Annotated in this window: 12 protein-coding genes and 1 pseudogene; 11 read left to right on the top strand and 2 right to left on the bottom strand. The window is 55.1% G+C overall.

Annotated features, from left to right (window positions below):
* Genes DHN12_RS08885 through DHN12_RS08860 form a run of 6 tightly spaced genes read left to right on the top strand, consistent with a single transcriptional unit; the run spans position 1 to position 6887 of the window.
* Positions 1–939 carry an ABC transporter permease gene (locus DHN12_RS08885; RefSeq protein ID WP_108859860.1) on the top strand — a complete coding sequence of 313 codons (939 nt, stop codon included), beginning with the start codon at positions 1–3 and terminating at the stop codon, positions 937–939.
* Between the two features lie 12 nt (positions 940–951).
* Positions 952–1809, top strand: coding sequence for an ABC transporter permease (locus DHN12_RS08880; protein ID WP_108859859.1), 858 nt, complete (start codon positions 952–954; stop codon positions 1807–1809).
* Positions 1806–2786, top strand: coding sequence for an ABC transporter ATP-binding protein (locus DHN12_RS08875; protein WP_108859858.1), 981 nt, complete (start codon positions 1806–1808; stop codon positions 2784–2786). Before DHN12_RS08880 ends, DHN12_RS08875 begins: the two co-directional genes overlap by 4 nt.
* Complete coding sequence (locus DHN12_RS08870; RefSeq protein WP_108859857.1) at positions 2783–3706, top strand: ABC transporter ATP-binding protein; 924 nt, start codon at positions 2783–2785, stop codon at positions 3704–3706. Before DHN12_RS08875 ends, DHN12_RS08870 begins: the two co-directional genes overlap by 4 nt.
* A gap of 11 nt (positions 3707–3717) precedes the next feature.
* Positions 3718–5364: an amidohydrolase gene (locus DHN12_RS08865; RefSeq protein ID WP_108859856.1), complete on the top strand. Its 1647-nt coding sequence runs from the start codon at positions 3718–3720 to the stop codon at positions 5362–5364.
* Positions 5364–6887 carry a M81 family metallopeptidase gene (locus DHN12_RS08860; protein ID WP_108859855.1) on the top strand — a complete coding sequence of 508 codons (1524 nt, stop codon included), beginning with the start codon at positions 5364–5366 and terminating at the stop codon, positions 6885–6887. The genes DHN12_RS08865 and DHN12_RS08860 overlap by 1 nt, the downstream gene beginning before the upstream one ends.
* Positions 6888–7264: 377 nt before the next feature.
* Here DHN12_RS08860 and DHN12_RS08855 read toward each other — a convergent pair.
* Together DHN12_RS08855 and DHN12_RS08850 are read right to left on the bottom strand one after the other, a co-directional pair.
* A pseudogene (locus DHN12_RS08855) lies at positions 7265–7968 on the bottom strand (IS6 family transposase).
* 226 nt (positions 7969–8194) lie between these two features.
* Positions 8195–8908: a GntR family transcriptional regulator gene (locus tag DHN12_RS08850; RefSeq protein WP_108859932.1), complete on the bottom strand. Its 714-nt coding sequence runs from the start codon at positions 8906–8908 to the stop codon at positions 8195–8197.
* A gap of 230 nt (positions 8909–9138) precedes the next feature.
* Between DHN12_RS08850 and DHN12_RS08845 the strand changes: the two genes are divergently transcribed.
* The 5 genes from DHN12_RS08845 to DHN12_RS08825 all read left to right on the top strand — a co-directional run bounded on the left by DHN12_RS08845 (position 9139) and on the right by DHN12_RS08825 (position 13786).
* Positions 9139–10326, top strand: coding sequence for an ABC transporter substrate-binding protein (locus DHN12_RS08845; RefSeq protein WP_108859854.1), 1188 nt, complete (start codon positions 9139–9141; stop codon positions 10324–10326).
* 94 nt (positions 10327–10420) lie between these two features.
* Positions 10421–11290, top strand: a complete 870-nt coding sequence (locus DHN12_RS08840) for a branched-chain amino acid ABC transporter permease (RefSeq protein ID WP_108859853.1) — start codon at positions 10421–10423, stop codon at positions 11288–11290.
* 19 nt (positions 11291–11309) lie between these two features.
* Complete coding sequence (locus tag DHN12_RS08835) at positions 11310–12281, top strand: branched-chain amino acid ABC transporter permease (protein ID WP_108859852.1); 972 nt, start codon at positions 11310–11312, stop codon at positions 12279–12281.
* A complete protein-coding gene (locus DHN12_RS08830) occupies positions 12278–13060 on the top strand; it encodes an ABC transporter ATP-binding protein (protein ID WP_108859851.1) in 783 nt (260 codons plus the stop codon). Before DHN12_RS08835 ends, DHN12_RS08830 begins: the two co-directional genes overlap by 4 nt.
* 12 nt (positions 13061–13072) lie before the next feature.
* The gene (locus DHN12_RS08825) at positions 13073–13786 is read left to right on the top strand and encodes an ABC transporter ATP-binding protein (protein WP_373455755.1); all 714 of its coding nucleotides are present in this window, start codon (positions 13073–13075) and stop codon (positions 13784–13786) included.
* The last annotated feature ends 7 nt before the right edge of the window (positions 13787–13793 follow it).

Raw genomic sequence — 13793 nt, 5'->3', positions numbered from 1 at the left:
ATGCTAAGTTTTGCAACCCGTCGCTTCGGGCTGTCGCTGCTCATCCTGTTCGTGGCGGTCACCGTCATGTTCCTGATGATCCGCGCCGTGCCTGGCGATCCGGTCCAGATCATGCTGGGCCCGCGTGCCACGCCCGAACTTCAGGCCCAACTCACAGCGGCGCTGGGGCTTGATCAACCGATCTGGAAACAGCTTTTGATCTTCTATGGGAATCTTCTGCAAGGAGACCTGGGAACCGATGTATTTTCGGGTCGGTCCGTGACGGACATCGTGTTCCAGCAATTGCCATTCACGCTAGAACTGATTTTTGCGTCAATCCTTTGGTCTGCAAGCCTGGGCATCGCACTTGGTGCCTATGCTGCGGCACATCCCAACACGCTGATCGATCGGATCGCCGCAGCAATTTCCGTCAGCTTCGTGGCTGCCCCGGCCTTTGTTGTCGCACTTTTGGCGCTGCTGGTATTCGCCGTGCATTTGCAGTGGTTTCCCGCCATCGGCGCCGGAGAGGGGTTCTGGGACCGCCTCGACCATCTGGTTCTGCCCGCCTTTGCCATCGGCCTCAGCTGGGTTGGCTATATTGCCCGGCTGGTACGCGCCTCGATGCTCGAGGTTATGGGCGAAAGCCATGTGCGCACGGCGCGCGCCTTTGGCATCGCCGAGCGTCGCGTGGTCATGGTCTACGCGCTGCGCATTGCCATTCTGCCGGTCGTTACGGTGATTGGGGTAGGGATGGGCTTTCTTCTCAGCTCCGCCGTTTTTGCTGAAATCGTCTTTGCCCGACCGGGTTTGGGTAAGTTGGTTATCGATAGCATTACCACCAGAAACTACCCGATTGTTATGGGCTCGGTCCTCATATCAACGGCGTTGTTCGTGGTATCGACCGCATTGGCAGACCTGATCAATGCGTTGCTCGACCCACGCGCACGCACGGCTCATTGAGGAGGGAGCGTTATGGAAAAATCTCATTCCGAACTTGGTCAGATCATCGTCGGCGTCGCCCGCGACCCGCTTGGCCTAATGGGCTTGATCATCGTCGGTGTCATCGTGTTCTGTGCCATCTTCGCCTATTGGATTGTACCCTATGATCCGATTGCGATGGATATCAAATCCCGCTTGCAAGGACCGTCCTCCGCACACCTGCTAGGTACAGATCAGTTGGGGCGCGATACGTTTTCGCGGGTTATCGCCGGGGGGCAAGTTGCGCTCAAGGTGGCATTGCCTGCCGTGTTCGGCGCAATGGCGATTGGCCTGACGCTGGGCATGATTGCCGGGTATGGGCCGAAATGGCTTGATAACCTTCTGATGCTGTTCTTCGATACCATCCGATCCTTTCCGACAGTGATGTTTGCGCTTGCCGTTGTGGCGCTGATCGGACCCAGCCTGCAAACCGTGGTCTTCGTCGTCATGGCGACCTCAATCCCGACCTACGGTCGCGTCGCGCGAACCCAGACACTGACGCTGCGCAACTCTGAATTCATTCTGGCAGAGCGGTCGATGGGGGCCAGCATGGCGCGCATTCTGGGTGTGCATATGCTGCCCAACATCATCGGCGTTCTGGCTGTGCTGGCGGCTATGGATATCCCCACGGTTATCGCGCTGGAGGCGGGGCTGTCCTTTCTGGGGCTGGGCGTGAAACCTCCGACCCCCAGCTGGGGGGCATTGCTGAAGGACGGGTACTCATTGATCCGCCAAACCCCCTGGTTGGTGGTCGGTGGTGGACTCCCGATCATTCTGGCGACGCTCGGGTTTACCTTCCTGGGTGAAAGCCTGCGCGACGTGGTTGACCCAAAACTGAGGAAACAACGATGACCGACACACTTCTGGAAATCGACCACCTCAGCGTCGACTACGAAACCGGCCGTGGTGACCTCAAAGCTCTGAGGGACATTACATTCGACGTCAACAAGGGCGAAATCGTTGGCATCGTCGGGGAATCCGGCTGTGGCAAATCCACCTTGATCTCATCCATCCTGCGCCTGACCGCGCCCAATACGCGGTTCCGCGAAGGAGAGATCAGGTTCAAGGGGCAAGATTTGCTGCAGGCCTCAGAACGACACATGCGCGACTTGCGCGGGGCGGACATATCCATCGTCTTTCAGGACCCGATGCAAACGCACAATCCGGTTTTGACCATCGGGCAGCAGATGCTGGACATTCAGCACCGCTCCAAACAGTCAAAAGCGGACAAGCTGGCCCACGCGGCCAAGATGCTGGGCGCTGTTGGCATCCCTGATCCCGAAGCGCGCCTAAAGCAGTATCCGCATGAATTCTCGGGCGGGATGCGTCAACGGATCGCCATTGCGATGGCGTTGATGTCTGAACCTGATCTTTTGATTGCGGATGAGCCAACAACAGCACTAGATGCGACGCTTGAGGTGCAGATAATTGAGCGTCTGCAAGAGCTGCAGCGCGAGTTTCACTGTGCCATCCTGTTCATCTCGCACCATCTGGGCGTGATCGCGGAGCTCTGTGACCGGGTGGTCGTGATGTATGCCGGTGCGGTTGTCGAAAGCGGGGAGGTGCGTGAGATTTTCCACAACTCGAAACACCCCTACACACGTCGCCTGATCGAATGTGATCCCGGTCATATCAAAGAACGCGCGCGTGTTTTGCCGACCATTCCCGGTGAAGTGCCTGATCTGGCCAACCTGCCGGGTGGCTGCATCTTCCGGGATCGTTGTGATCAAGCGATGGCACGGTGCGCCACCGAAGTGCCACCGTTGGATCAATTGAAAGAAGGCCATCACGCCGCATGCTGGCTGAACCACGAGGAGGTCACAACATGAGCTTGCTGAACGTCGTGGACCTTAAAACCAGTTATGGCCCGGTCAATGTTTTGGCGGGTGTCAGCTTTACCGTGCAACCCGGCGAGACATACGCTCTGGTTGGTGAAAGTGGATCCGGCAAAACGACCGTGATACGCGCCATTTCGGGTCTTGCGCCTGCGCAGGACGGCTCGGTTACTTTTGAGGGTCAGGAAATTCGCGGCGCGCCGGAACGTGTCATGCGCCCGCTGCGCAAAGACATGGCAATGATGTTTCAGGATCCGGTGGGAAGTCTGTCGCCGCGTCTGACAATCCGCAGCCTGATCACTGAGCCTTACCGTATTCAGGGTATGAAAGACAAAGATCTGGATGCAGAAGCCATGCGACTGCTGGAAATGGTCAATCTACCCACGCATTTCGCAGACCGCTATCCCTACCAGTTGTCGGGTGGGCAAGCGCGGCGAGTAGGCGTGGCCCGTGCGCTGGCGTTGGAGCCGAAATTGATCCTCGCGGATGAGCCGACCGCAGGCCTCGACGTGTCGGTGCAGGGTGAGCTTTTGAATCTGCTCAACGATCTGCGCGAAAGGCTGGGTCTGGCGATGGTAATCATCACCCATAACCTCAGCGTTGTACGCCACGTGGCCGACAGAATGGGCATCATGTATCTCGGCCGGTTGGTAGAAGAAGGCACAACCGAGACGATTTTCAGAGATCCGCGCCACCCCTACACCCGTTGCCTGTTAAGCGCCAACCCAGAGCCGGACCCGGATGCGCGGTTGGAACGGATCGCCTTAAAAGGTGAACCCCCCAGCCTGCTCAAACGCCCCTCTGGATGTGAATTCCGTGAACGCTGTCCTTTTGCAAAGGACATTTGCACCCAGACCCCGGAATGGGAAGTGGACGGCGGCCATGGGCTGCGTTGTCTGGCGCCGTTATCTTAGTAGGAAGCCCAATGCCAAGTACACTTTTTTTCAACGGCACAATCCTGACTATGGATGCGCAGAATTCTTCGCCGGAGGCAGTTTTGACCGAAGGAGACAGGATCAAGGACGTTGGAACCGAGGCCGATCTGCGCGCTTGCATGCCTGCGGATACTCAGGAACGCAACCTGCGGGGGCGCACCCTGATGCCCGCGTTTATTGACCCGCACGGACATTTCCCGGATCCGGGATTCATCCGGCTGTTCCGTGTTGACCTGTCGTCGCCTCCTTTAGGAGATTGCCGGACCATGGCGCAGGCGTTGGACAGGCTTTGGGAAAAGGCCAACACAACGCCTGAGGGTGAATGGATCATGGGGGTGTCGATTGACAATACCTCTATTCTCGAAGGTCGCATGCCGACGCGCGCCGAGTTGGACGACGTATCGCAACGTCATCCAATCTGGGTAATCCATGCCTCGGGCCACAATGGTGTGGCCAATTCTCTTGCGCTGGAAAGGCGCGGTGTAACCCGTCACACACCTGACCCAGAGGGTGGCCGTTTTGGCCGTGATCCTGAAACCGGAGCCCTAACGGGATTGATCGAAGGGTTATCGGCCATGGGAGAGATGGGCGATACCGATTTCCTGATTGACCGCGAAAGGTTCTGGCAGGGCTTTGATGCCTGCCGTAACGAATATCTGACCCATGGGGTGACCTATGCCCAAAATGCCTGGACGTCGCAAACCATGCTGGATCACTTCGCCAGCCTACCCGCAGATCAGGATCCGGGAATTGATATCGAGCTGCTACCCGTCGGAAGTCTGGAGCCAGAGCTAAGTACCCAATGGATCGGCACGAACTGGCCCAGCAACCCGCATTTCACACTAGGACCGCGCAAACTGTTCACGGATGGAGCCTTTCAGTTGCAGACCGCGTATCTGACTGCCCCGTACTTTAAGCCGGCTGATCCAGAACATCCACGTGGGATGACTTACACCTCGCAAGAGCAGCTGGATGCTGATGTTAGCAAACTCCATAGCAAGGGATTACAGATTCATTGCCACTGTAACGGCGATGCCGGCGCAGAGATGTTCATTGGTGCAGTTGAAAAAGTACTGCGAGCCTACCCCCGTAAAGATCATCGTCACACCATCATTCATGGCCAGGCCCTGCGGGATGATCAGTTAGAGCGTATGGCCCAACTTGGCCTTACCGTTAGCTTCTTTCCCGCCCATGTTTATTTTTGGGGGGATCGCCACTACGACACCTTCTTGGGCCCCGAGCGGTCCGAGAGGATATCCCCGGCAGCATCAGCCGAGCGGTTTGGCGTGCGTTATACGATCCACAACGATGCGTCGGTCACGCCAACACGTCCAATCCACCTGGCCCATTGTGCGGTAAATCGGAAAACCTCTTCAGGCCGTGTGCTTGGCGAGGATCAAAAGATCAACGTTCTGTCAGCTTTGCGTGCCCAAACCATCGACGCCGCCTGGCAGGTATTCAAGGAGGATCGGCGCGGATCAATCGAAACAGGTAAAGTTGCAGACTTCGTTGTCCTTTCGCGCAATCCCCTTCACGATCCGAACCGTCTGAAGGATACACAGGTGCTCGAAACGATCCGTGCCGGTCAAAGTGTTTTTGCCGCAACGCATGCCAAAAAAGAAATCGAGCACACCTAATGAAGACCAAGCGTATTGCGATTGCGGGGTTTCAGCATGAAACAAATTGCTTTGGTGTGACAAAGGCCGGTCTCCCCGAGTTTGAGATGGCAGATTCCTGGCCCGGCATGTTGCGCGGTGAAAAGGTCTTGTTGGAAACGGAGGGCATGAACTTGCCCGTCGCAGGATTTGCGGCGGCTGCTCAAGCCGCAGGGATTGAGGTTGTTCCAATCCTTTGGTGTTCTGCCGAGCCGTCTGCGCATGTAACCGATCATGCATTCGAAACGATTTGCGGGATGTTGTTCAATGGAATCCGAGATGCCGGCCACATTGACGGCGTTTATCTGGATCTCCACGGGGCAATGGTCACTGAAAGCCTTGCTGACGGTGAAGGAGAGCTTCTGCGCCTTATTCGAGAGCTTGTGGGTCCCGGAACTCCAGTGGTCGCAAGTTTGGATCTGCACGCCAATATCTCTGCTCAGATGGTCGAATATACAGACTATTTGTCTGTTTTCAGAACCTATCCTCATTTGGATATGGCGGAAACCGGCGCACGATGCGTTCCTGTCCTGCAGCAATTGCTGGCGGGCGAAACACTATACAAGGTGTTCCAGCCGGTGCCATATCTCATCCCCTTACATGCGCAACATACGGGCTCTGCGCCATTCGACGAAATCTACCAGTTACCAGTTAGATTTGAGCGGCAGGAAATCTTGGCCGAAATCGCTCTGGGTTTCACGGCGGCGGACTTCCCAGACACCGGCCCGTCCTGCCTTGCCTACTCAGCCACAGCCCAGAAAGCCGCCGCCGCCGCCGAAGAAATCGTCAACTTGTTTATGTCCCGGGAAGCCGATCTTGATTGTTCGATGCTGTCGTTGGAGGAAACCGTTTCGACATGCCGCGAAAGACGGGAAAAACCCGTTGTTCTCGCAGATGTTCAGGACAACGCTGGCGCGGGCGGGACGTCTGATACCACAGGGTTGCTGGCCGCACTTATTGAGGGTGGGGTAAAGAGTGTTTTGATGGGTCTGTTCCATGATCCTGAATGTGCAATGCAGGCCCATGAAGCAGGAGAGGGTGCACAGATTGAGTTGGCAATTGGTGCAAAGTCCAACCTGGCCGGACACGTTCCGGTCAAAGCAGAGTTTGAGGTCCTGGCTTTGGGTGATGGCACTTGCCGTTATACTGGAGAAATGTATGGCGGTGGCGTGGCAACGCTGGGCAAAACAGCTGCTCTACGATTGGTTGGGCATGAGGCCGATATTGACCTTGTTGTGACGAGTATTCGCAACCAATGCCTTGATCGTGCGCATTTTACTCACATAGGCCTAAATCCCACACGATATTCAGTGATTTGCGTAAAAAGCACGACGCATTTCAGGGCAGATTTTGGACCTATTGCAGGAGATATTTTTGCGGTCTCGTCACTTGGTGACTTTCTCTGCGATCTGAAAAAAATCCCTTACACCCGTATCACCAGAAGGCTACCTAACACCGCCATTGTAAATAGAAATTCACCACGTGCGGGACCGCGTTTTTTGTAGGTGCAATCCTGTGCGCGAGGTCATTAAGCCGCGACCCATTCAAGACTAACTTTTCCGGTCTATTCCAGTGGCTTTGTCGCATTCTTTTCTGAAGCGTAAATTCATCATGAAAGTTGCTGTGCTTAGATGGCAAGTTCCACAAATGGCAACACCAAATGGTGGCATCCGATCCAATTGGTGAGAAAAAAACGGGGTGATTTTGAAGTTCGTATTTTCTCATATCGTGATCGAGTGATGGAGGCCATGCAGAGAGCTGGGCGTCAGCCTTATCGCACAGCTGGTTTGATTATGCCACATTACTCTGTCGGTTCGGCGTTTAGTCCAGAGGGTGTTGTCACGTTAGCTTCCTGGCCACCAAAGAATGCTGATGCCGGATTTCATGCAGCTCGAGTCGCGGCATTCCAGGCGTCAAAGGCCTCAAGGTGGCTATATCGAATTGTTAAGGCCGAGCGGCGGCGAGCTGGGATGCTAAAGCAATTGCGGATGGCAGAGTGGGTCGCCACGAACCTTTGCAACCCTCCTGGAGAGCGACGGCTCTTGCATCGTCCTTTCCCGCTTTCGGAAAGGGAGGTGGCTGTTCTCGTCTCAATTGTTCAAGCCCTTGTGCGACCAATGATCCAACCCCGGCGCGATCTCACGCTTGGCGGCACCATACGAGCGCAGTTTGTCCGTGATGATCCGCTTGGGAATACGAAACCAAGGCGCTTTATCAGGCGGCGCAACAGCCGTTTTGCGGCCCGTTTGTCCCGTTTCGATTGGAGGATTTCGTCCAGCATGACGCCATGTTGATCGACCGCGCGCCAGAGCCAATCGTTGCGACCTGAGATCCTCAAGGCAACTTCATCCAGATGCCAGACATCACCTGGACTTCCTGTCTCTGCCGCAGGTTTCGAGCTACCGCTGGCCCGAATTTGATGACCCAACGCCGGACAGTTTCGTAAGACACATTGATCCCACGCTGCAAAAGCATCTCTTCAACTTCTCGCAGACTCAGATTGAAGCGAACGTACAGCCACACAGTATGCGCGATTATCTGAGGAGGAAACCGGCTGCGCTTGTAGCTGATCGGCGATGACTTCATCGATGCCACCTACGACCAATTACGGGCTTGAGCAACCGAACGACAGTGAACGTGATAACACCACAAAAACCGTTGCAGTATAGACATCTGCCAATGTTCTCCACGGGTCGCTATCCGTCAGTAGATAGTTTCCCTCAACTACGATAATTGGAGTTTCTGGGTGAAGAGCAAGCGCGTTGGCATTGGCCGCTGTCCGTCGTCAGAGATTTTTGGAACAAAAAGCAAATTAAATACGCCCGGTAAGAATCTTGACTAGGTCGGGTTCCGCCTTCTGCGTCTGCTCTAAATCCAAACTGTTTTGAACGTGCAGGAGGTGATCACGAATGGCTTCTTCAGCGGAATGTGGATCTCCGCAGACGATGGCGTCGATTATTGATGCGTGCTCATCATCTGGGCACATTGAGGCTTGGCTTGTTCCGAAAAGCGCGACGATCAGAGAAGTTCGGGTTACCAATTCGCGCACAACGCGGGTCAGAACCGGGTTCTCATGGCGCTTAGCTAGTTCGACATGAAATGCACCCGAAAGGCGGATGATTTCGGTTCGGTCATCGCTTTTGCGGGCAACCTCTTCCTTCTCGACATGGGCGCGCAGGGCCTGAATGCCAATTTCGCCAATGCCGCGTGCCAGTTCCCGCACGATCCCGGTTTCAATCATCAGGCGGGCAACAAAAACTTCGCGGGCTTCGTCAGCGCTGGGGCATGCAACATAGGCGCCTCGATTAGATTGGAGATCGACGATTCCCTGACTACTGAGCAAAAGCAACGCGCGGCGCACGCGCATTCGGCCAACACCAAAGGTCTCACACAATGCCAGTTCGCTCAGTTTGGTTCTGGGCGCAAGCTTTTGCTCCATAACGGCTGAGTAAATCCGGTCGACGATCATTTGTTCGTCGGGATCGGTTCGCAAGGTGTCGAGCTTGTCTTCAGCTTCGTTTGTCATCTGGTTCCATGCCGGTGGAATACGCTTGAAAATTGTTAATAGCTGTAAGGCTTTCTCCTTACAATATATCGGGTTTGTGTCGACAATATCAATCTTGTTGAGAACAAAATATGTTGACAAGAATTGTTAACAATGCAGGAATTATCCTGATCACCGGGATTCGACCTGTGACACGGTTTAGTTATTCAAGCGCCCCAAAGAGGCGCCGAGACCTCAAAAGGGAGGAAACAATGAAACGCAGAAATCTGATGAAATCATCGGCTGCTTTGGCTTTGGCCGCATCCGTTCTGGGATCGGCAGCCTGGGCGGAAAACCCGGTGCTAAAAATAGGCTTTGTTGGAGTAACCTCTGGTCCGGCTGCGGCCTGGGGGATTTCCAATCAGCGCTCAATGGAAGCGCGGGCAGATTGGATAAACGAGGCCGGTGGATACAAGATCGGCGATACCACGTACGACATCGAAATCGTTTCTTTCGATGATCAGAAAGACCCCAAGCGCGCAATTGCCGGTATGGAGAAGATGGCGCAAGAGGGTATCCACTATGTGGTGGGGCCAAACGTGGATGATGGTGCTGCAGCGGTGCGCCCCGTCGCCGAAGCGCAGGGGATCATGTATTTCCCCTATGCCTTCCCGAAAGAGTTGTACACCGCCCCGGCATCGAATGCGGTGCTTGGCATGGTCGCAAACTATCAGTCTGGCCCAGCGATCTATAAATACCTGAAGGACGAAAAGGGCGTATCGTCCGTTGCTTTCGTTGCCGCGAACGAGTCCGACCCACTGAGCCAACGGGATGGTGGTGTCGAAGCAGCCAAGTTGTTGGGTCTTGAGGTTGTTTCTGACAACGTGACCTACCAGGTGGATACCACTGATTTCACGCCGGTGCTGACACCGGTCATGCGCACGCAGCCTGACTTGCTGGTTTTGTCCGGTGTTTCTCCGGCTAATGCGCCTCAGTTGATCCGGTCGGCGCGTGAGCTTGGATTCCAGGGCCTCATCTCAACCGAAACCGCGCAGGATGCGACGGTACTGCGCGAAGGGGCAGGGGACCTGGCCAACGGGTTCATTTCCGTTGGCGGCGCGTCAACCCCTGAGATCGCTTCGGATGATATGAAGGAATTCGTCAAACGCTATACCGATATGTTCGGCGAGTATAACGACGAGTCCAACACCAAGGTTTACGCGCTGGAGTACATTCTTGCGACGTTGAACGCCAATCCCGCAGGTATCGAGGATGTCACAGCGTTCCAGACAACCATGGATACCTTTGAAGCGCCAAACCCTTTTATGAAAGGTGACGCTAAGATGCGGTATGTGGGTTCGACGTCATTCGGGCAAAAGCGCCAGATCGCCGTTCCCTTGGTGGTGAATGTCTATCAGGATGGCGCGTTTGAGACGCTGTTTGTCGCCGAAGTCGACTGAGGCAATACTCCCAATCAAGACAGAACCTAACGTGCCACTCACTCTCCCGGGCTGATAATCGGCCCGGGATACCCGAAACTTAAGCGGGACACTCATGGAACAAATATTAGCAAATGGGATCTATCTGGGCGCGCAATATGCGATGATCGCCCTTGGACTGACGCTGATTTTCGCCCTGATGAACGTGCTGAATTTTGCCCATGGGCAGATGTATGTTCTTGGCGGTTTCGTCACCTATACATTTTACGGCCAACTCGGTTGGCCGTTTGTGCTGGCTCTCTTGGCGTCCTGCCTCACCCTTGCGGTTCTTGGCGCATTGATCGAGCGTTTTCTGTTTGCGCCGGTCATACGGCGATCTTCGCGCGAGGAAAGCACAATGCTGCTGGCGGCCGGGTTGGCCTTTTTCTTCGACGCGGTCATCCTGCTTGTTTTTGGCGAAAAACAGCGCGGCGTCCCCAAAATTGTTGACGGGGTTTTCAATTGGGATTTCCGATTGATCATGCCCTATGATCGCATCCTGATCTGTGTTCTGGCTATTCTGTCGATCGTCTCGTTTATCTTGTTTATGCAATATTCCAAAACCGGCCGAGCGCTGCGCGCGCTGGCGCAGGATCGGACGGCAGCGCAGTTGATGGGCGTCAACGTCGCCCAGTATTCGATGATCGGGTTCGCGCTTGGCGCCATGCTGGCAGGTTTGGTTGGTGGATTGCTGGTGACCATCACGGGCGTCAATCTTGGCATGGGCGGGCCGACCTCGATCAAAGCCTTCATGATGGTGATGATCGGTGGTGCAGGGGTGATATCCGGCGCAATTGCAGGTGGGATCATTCTTGGGTTTCTCGAAGCCATCGGTCTGGCTGTTCTCTCGCAATATGGCGACATAACCTATCTGCTGATTTTCGTATCGCTTATGATTTTCCTGGCCATCCGCCCACAAGGGCTGATGGGTAAACCGTGGGGATAACGCAGTGCCAAAATTCCAAATGATCCAATGGACCGGATTGGCTGTGTTCCTGATGGCGATTTTTATCGCAGTGCCCAGCTTTATCGCGGCCGCTGGACGATCGGACCTGTATTATACCCTGACCGCGGTGGCGTTGTTGTCTATCGCAAGTGCGGGTGTCTGGCTGACCTTCTATATCGGTCGTATTAATATCGGGCAGGGCGCCTTTGCCCTGATCGGGGCCTATGTCTCGGCTATTCTGGTAACGAAGGCGGGCATGTCCTTCTGGCTGTCCCTGCCACTTGCAGGGCTGTTTGCCGCCGGGGTAGCGGTCGTGATCGGGGTTCCGATCTTGCGGCTGCGCGGTGTCTATTTTGCGATGATCTCGCTGGTTCTGACGCAGGTGGTCACGCTGACCGCGCTTGCGTTGCCTGTCACCAATGGGGCAAAGGGCATCACCTCGATCCCGTTGCCCGGTGGTGTGTCGATCCTGGGGCTGACCTTGGTCCCCGATTTCGCCACGCTTGAGAACCCGAGGCTGGCTTTCTACTACGCGGCTTGCGTGTTGATGGTGCTGACCTTCGGCGCGATGTACCGCCTGGTGAATTCGCGGCTTGGTCACCTGTGCCGGTCGATGCAGCAGAATGAGGAACTGGCAAGCTCTATCGGCGTCAACATCTCGTATATCCGGGTCATTGTGTTTGCGATCTCATCCTTTCTGGGCGGTATCGGCGGGGCCATGTTCGGCTCAATCGCACAGTCGGTCTATCCCTCCAGCTTTCAGGTCGCCGACAGTGTGAACTTCATGCTGAACTGCTTTCTTGGCGGGTTGGGCTATGTCTTTGGTCCGATGCTGGGCACCTTAGTGCTGTATTTCGGCTGGGACCTTTTGTTCGAACTCGGCCGCTTCCAGCTTCTGGCCTATTCCAGTTTGCTGATCATCCTGATGCTGTTTCTGCCGAACGGGCTGCTTAGCATGCGTTTGCCGGGCAAAAAAGGAACGGACAAATGAGCCATATTCTGGAAGTCCGCCATGTCACCAAAAAGTTTGGTGGCCTGATCGCCAACAGCGATATCTCATTTAATGTCAATGAGAACGAAATCCTTTCGGTTATCGGGCCAAACGGGGCGGGCAAAAGCACCCTGTTCAAGATGATCTCGTCTTTTTTGCCCACGACGACGGGTGAGGTACTGTTCAACGGTGAAAGGATTTCAAACCTGAAACCTCACGTGGTGGCGCGCAAAGGTGTTGTTCGCACGTTTCAGGAAACGACGATTTTCAAGTCGATGACCGTGCGGGAAAGCATAATTGTCGCCCAGCACCTGCGCGCCCGGGCCTCTCTGGCGGGATATTTCTGGGGCACCAGAACAGCGCATGAGGATGTCGACAGTTTCGGGCAATATGCCGACGACCTGATTGAGTTCCTCGCCATGACCGAGATCGCGAATGAACAGGCCTCGAACCTGCCTCAGGGCAACCTGAGGGCGTTGGGAATTGCTATCGGATTGGCCACCGACCCCAAAGTTTTGCTGTTGGATGAGCCCTTTGCGGGCATGAACCACGACGAGACCATGAAAATGGTCAATCTGGTCCGCAAGGTCCGCGATGACCGGGGTGTTACGGTGCTGCTGGTGGAACACGACATGCCAGCGGTAATGAATATTTCCGACCGGATTGTGGTGCTGAACTTTGGTGAAATGATTGCCGAAGGCGTGCCGGCGGAAATTCAGAACAACGAAAGGGTTATCGAAGCCTATCTGGGCAGCGCAGATGACGAGATCGGGATCTGAGCCATGACAAAAATGTTGGAATTCAAGGATGTCGAACTCTACTACGATCACGTTTACGCGCTGAAAGGCGTGTCGATTGATCTGGAGCAGGGTGAAACCGTTGCTCTGATCGGTGCCAACGGGGCGGGCAAAAGTTCGATCTTGCGCGCAATCACCGGGCTGGCCAAAGTAAAGTCCGGTTCGGTCGCGTTTGAGGGTGAACAGATCGCCGGTACTAACCCTGCCGAGATTGTGTCCAGAGGTATTGCTATGGTACCGGAAGGGCGCCGGGTTTTTCCCTACATGACGGTAAAAGACAACCTGCTGATGGGCGCGTTCACCCGGTCGGACAAGGCCGGAATTCAGCAGACCTTGGAGTCTGTATTGGAACGGTTTCCGCGCCTGAAGGAACGGTTTTCCCAATCCGCCGGGACCCTTTCAGGGGGTGAGCAGCAAATGATGGTAATCGGCCGGGCATTGATGGCGAAACCCCGTCTGCTGCTGCTGGATGAACCGTCGCTGGGCATCGCGCCCAAACTGGTGCAGGACATTGCCCGTTCCATTGTGGCCATTAACCGCGACGAAGGGGTTTCGGTTCTTTTGGTCGAACAGAATTCGCGTATGGCGTTGTCAATTTCGCATCGCGCCTATGCGTTGACGACCGGGAACGTAGTGATTTCAGGAAATTCCAAGGAACTTCTGACTGATCCGAGGATCAAAGCTGCCTATCTGGGCGGAGAAGTGTGAGGATGTC

The sequence above is a fragment of the Ruegeria sp. Alg231-54 genome (assembly GCF_900143525.1).
Taxonomy (GTDB): domain Bacteria; phylum Pseudomonadota; class Alphaproteobacteria; order Rhodobacterales; family Rhodobacteraceae; genus Ruegeria.
The sequence above is the reverse complement of the archived record's forward strand: the minus strand, read 5'-3'. Positions and strand labels throughout refer to the sequence as shown.

Coding starts and splice junctions, on each gene's coding strand:
- DHN12_RS08840 (WP_108859853.1), top strand. CDS start 10,421: ATGGAACAAATATTAGCAAATGGGATCTATCTGGGCGCGCAATATGCG.
- DHN12_RS08865 (WP_108859856.1), top strand. CDS start 3,718: ATGCCAAGTACACTTTTTTTCAACGGCACAATCCTGACTATGGATGCG.
- DHN12_RS08830 (WP_108859851.1), top strand. CDS start 12,278: ATGAGCCATATTCTGGAAGTCCGCCATGTCACCAAAAAGTTTGGTGGC.
- DHN12_RS08835 (WP_108859852.1), top strand. CDS start 11,310: ATGATCCAATGGACCGGATTGGCTGTGTTCCTGATGGCGATTTTTATC.
- DHN12_RS08825 (WP_373455755.1), top strand. CDS start 13,073: ATGTTGGAATTCAAGGATGTCGAACTCTACTACGATCACGTTTACGCG.
- DHN12_RS08875 (WP_108859858.1), top strand. CDS start 1,806: ATGACCGACACACTTCTGGAAATCGACCACCTCAGCGTCGACTACGAA.
- DHN12_RS08885 (WP_108859860.1), top strand. CDS start 1: ATGCTAAGTTTTGCAACCCGTCGCTTCGGGCTGTCGCTGCTCATCCTG.
- DHN12_RS08880 (WP_108859859.1), top strand. CDS start 952: ATGGAAAAATCTCATTCCGAACTTGGTCAGATCATCGTCGGCGTCGCC.
- DHN12_RS08845 (WP_108859854.1), top strand. CDS start 9,139: ATGAAACGCAGAAATCTGATGAAATCATCGGCTGCTTTGGCTTTGGCC.
- DHN12_RS08850 (WP_108859932.1), bottom strand. CDS start 8,908: ATGACAAACGAAGCTGAAGACAAGCTCGACACCTTGCGAACCGATCCC.
- DHN12_RS08870 (WP_108859857.1), top strand. CDS start 2,783: ATGAGCTTGCTGAACGTCGTGGACCTTAAAACCAGTTATGGCCCGGTC.
- DHN12_RS08860 (WP_108859855.1), top strand. CDS start 5,364: ATGAAGACCAAGCGTATTGCGATTGCGGGGTTTCAGCATGAAACAAAT.